This window comes from Microcoleus pseudofavosus SVA1_A4, assembly GCF_036700565.1.
Classification (GTDB): Bacteria; Cyanobacteriota; Cyanobacteriia; order Cyanobacteriales; family Microcoleaceae; genus Microcoleus.
In genome coordinates this window covers 1-3404 of sequence record NZ_JAUBPE010000158.1, presented here as the reverse complement: position 1 = coordinate 3404, position 3404 = coordinate 1, and the positions used below count along the sequence as shown (strand labels likewise).

The 3404-nt window shown below is 45.1% G+C and carries 4 protein-coding genes; all 4 read right to left on the bottom strand.

Going from position 1 to position 3404, the window contains the following annotated elements:
* Positions 1-108: 108 nt before the first annotated feature.
* Genes pstA through QUA02_RS32945 form a run of 4 tightly spaced genes read right to left on the bottom strand, consistent with a single transcriptional unit; the run spans position 109 to position 3343 of the window.
* Positions 109-927: a phosphate ABC transporter permease PstA gene (gene pstA / locus QUA02_RS32960; RefSeq protein WP_333033924.1), complete on the bottom strand. Its 819-nt coding sequence runs from the start codon at positions 925-927 to the stop codon at positions 109-111.
* Between the two features lie 5 nt (positions 928-932).
* Positions 933-1877: a phosphate ABC transporter permease subunit PstC gene (gene pstC / locus QUA02_RS32955; RefSeq protein WP_333033922.1), complete on the bottom strand. Its 945-nt coding sequence runs from the start codon at positions 1875-1877 to the stop codon at positions 933-935.
* Between the two features lie 18 nt (positions 1878-1895).
* Entirely contained in the window at positions 1896-2885 is a 990-nt protein-coding gene (locus QUA02_RS32950; RefSeq protein ID WP_333033921.1) for a PstS family phosphate ABC transporter substrate-binding protein, read from the bottom strand.
* Positions 2886-2935: 50 nt separating this feature from the next.
* Positions 2936-3343 (bottom strand): substrate-binding domain-containing protein, encoded by a 408-nt coding sequence (locus tag QUA02_RS32945; RefSeq protein WP_333033926.1) that lies wholly within the window; start codon positions 3341-3343, stop codon positions 2936-2938.
* Between the last annotated feature and the right edge of the window lie 61 nt (positions 3344-3404).

Sequence of the window (3404 nt, the reverse complement as noted above, 5' to 3'; positions counted from 1 at the left end):
GATCTTCTGCTGTTCTTCTGGGGTCATGCGAACTTGGATTATGGTAATTTATCTGCTTTCTATTATGCCATCAGCTTCGCCAGACAATTGTTTGAGTATTTATACTGACTACAAAAGTGGGATGCTCCCGTTCAGGAGTTCAGGACGAGTGATATAGCTGAAAATTTGAATGGGTAACGCCATAAATCGTTGGAATAAACCCGGATTAAACGTGAGAAAACTGACAGCACCCACCACAACCAAAGAAGCAGCATCTCCAATGGCGCGGGAGACAGAAATAATCACCCCAGTCAGAATTCCCGGAATGGCATAGGGTAAGACATGGTGTTGAATAGTTTGCCATTTGGTACTTCCCAATCCATAGGAAGCATTTCTGAGGGAATCGGGAACAGCCCGAATCGCCTCCCTCGCCGTGACGATAATGACGGGTAAAGACAATAGGGCAAGGGTTAATGCCCCCGAAATCAAGGTAGGCCCAAACCCTAGTAAATAGTTAAAGACCCCTAAACCCAGTAAGCCATAGACAATAGAAGGAATCCCCGCTAAATTCCCGATATTAATCTCAATCAGGGCAGTCCACCACTTTTTAGGAGCGTATTCCTCTAGGTACAAAGCAGCCCCTACCCCAATGGGAACCGCAACCAGAAGGACGATCGCTCCTAACAAGAAACTTCCAATAATGGCTGGACGGATACCTCCTCGTTCCGCAAAACGGGAAGGCGTTTCTGTGAGAAACCCCGGTGTTATCAATCTGCCAAATCCATCATGGAGGATATTAAGAACCAGCAAGGCGAGGACAAATAAACCGATGAGTAATCCAAGTAAGAAAAGATACTCAAAGACTTTACCGATCGCTTCTCGGCGTTCTATATTGTCGGTAAATTCGGCAGTGTTGACGGAATTGTTTGTTGGAGAAGATTTAACCATAGCAATCAGTCGTATTTTTCCTTAAAGCGATTAGAAATCCAAAAGCTGGCCATATTGAGAGACAGTGTAATCACGAAGAGAACTGCTCCCACCGCATACAAAGTCTTAAAACTGAGGCTACCCCTGGGACTATCTCCCCCCGAAATCTCCGCCATAAAAGCGGTCATGGTAGCGACAGATTCCATGAAATTGGCGGTGATGCGGGGTTGCGATCCAGCCGCAATCAGAACTGTCATGGTTTCTCCCACTGCACGGGAAACGCCTAAAATAATCGAAGCCATAATCCCAGACAAAGCCGCCGGAAGCACCACTTTAAAAATGGTTTCTAGTTTGGTAATGCCCAAAGCATAGGAACCTTCCCGCAGAGAACGGGGAACGGATTGAATGGCATCTAAACTGATGGAACCGACGGTGGGGGTGATCATAATGCCCATCATTAACCCAGCGCTGAGGGCATTAAAAATCTCTAAGGGGAAAAGATGCCGCAGAACCGGAGTGACAAAGAGCAAAGCAAAGTAACCGTAAACTACTGTGGGAATTCCCGCCAATAACTCCACAGCAGGGCGTAACACGGCTGCCACTTTCGGTTGGGCATATTCACTCAGGTAAATGGCTGAAGATAACCCCAAAGGAACTGCTACACTCATAGCGATCGCAGATGTTAAGAACGTTCCGTTCAGCAGCGGCCAGATGCCAAAATGGGCCTCGGCAAACAGGGGAGTCCATCGGGTATCCAGAAAAAACTGGGCTAAGGATACTTCTTGGAAAAAACCCCAGGTTTCTTGGAAAATGATCCAGACAATACCAAAGGTGGTGGCAACGGACACGAAGGCACAGGCAAATAAAACCGCACCAATAATCTTTTCTGGGACATCTTCAGAAGCCTTCTTAAGCAAGAAGTCATCCGCAGCGAAAAGGGAGTCATCAAAGGAACTAGGAGTTAGGGTCATGGGCTTGAGATTTCCTCCTTAAATAAAATTAGTAATGGGTTCACCGGGTTTGGCTTTTTTGAATTTCGTTCCGGTTTCACGCCGCTCAAATTTTTGCTTAGTTTTCACATAAGCTTCATCGGGTAACGCCACATAGCCCACACCATCCACCCATTTCCAAGAATTTTCTAAATAGAATTTCACGAATTTTTCCAGGGAAGGATTGCTTTCAAGGGCTTTTTTATTGACGTAGATAAAGAGGGGGCGAGAGAGGGGGCTATAGATATTTCTCAGAACGTTATCAAGGGGAACTGGTTTAACACACTTTCCATCCGCATTTTCAACCCCCACCGCGTTCAATTTGTCTTGGTTTTGGAGCAAAAAGGCAATTCCCAGATAGGCCAGTCCTGATTTATTGCCAATCACCCCTTGAACGAGGGTATTTTGGTTGCGACTGGGGGTAAAGTCGGTACGACTATTTCTCCTTTTACCAGTTACGGCTTGGGTGAAATAATCAAAGGTTCCCGTATCGGAAGGTGGGGCAAAAAGCAACAGTTTTTCGTCAGGAAATTCTGGATTAATTTCCTGCCAACTGGTAATTTTGCCTTCCGATTTTGCATTCCACATTGTGTCTAATTCCTTAATCGTTAGACATTTAGCAAAGTTATTTTCCTTATTAACCACTACCGCAAGACCATCAAGAGCCATGGGCAGTTCAATAAATTCGATTCCTTTTTCCTCACATTTTTTGATTTCTTCGTCTCTGATGGTGCGAGAAGCCCCCGCAATCTCAAGGGTTCCAGCACAAAACTTGCTAAACCCTCCCCCTGTGCCACTGGCAGCTACGCTGACTTGGGCATTGGGATAAAGTTTTTGGTATTCTTCGGCGACGGCGAGGGAAACGCCAAAGCCCACAGCACCACCATCGATACTAATTTGCTGTTCCTTCTCTCCTGAGTTGCCACAACTCGTCATCAGGTTGCCCGTGACGATGAGAGGGATTAGGTAAAACCAACGAGGAAATTTCATAGGATTTGAGCGTAAATTTGGAAAAATGAAAGTGAATTAGGCGTTTAGGTTCAGGACTTGCCCTTAATTTGATCGAAGATGCCATCCTTTGCAAAAAACTTCTCTTTGATCGAAGGCCACCCTCCTAAATCTTGAGCATTGAACAAAGTTTTAATTGGGGGAAATTGCACCTCTGTGCCTTGAGCGATAAAGGGATTGACCGAACGGTAGCCTAATTTGGCGAATTCTTGCTGAGCTTCGTCTGAATAGAGAAAATCGACAAAGGCTGCTGCCACTTCTCTCGTTCCATGCTTATCCACGTTTTTATCAACTATCGCCACGGGATTATCGATAGAGATATTGAGGGGAGGAACAAAGTAACTGGTTTTGGGTCGGTTCGTTCCAGCTAAAATCACTTCATTTTCATAGGTTACTAAGGCATCTCCCTGCCCTTGTTGGAAGAATAAGGAATGAAAAATAAATAAGTTGATGAGTTATCGGTTATAATGAAAAAAGTGTGAGATAACAATTTTCACTCCT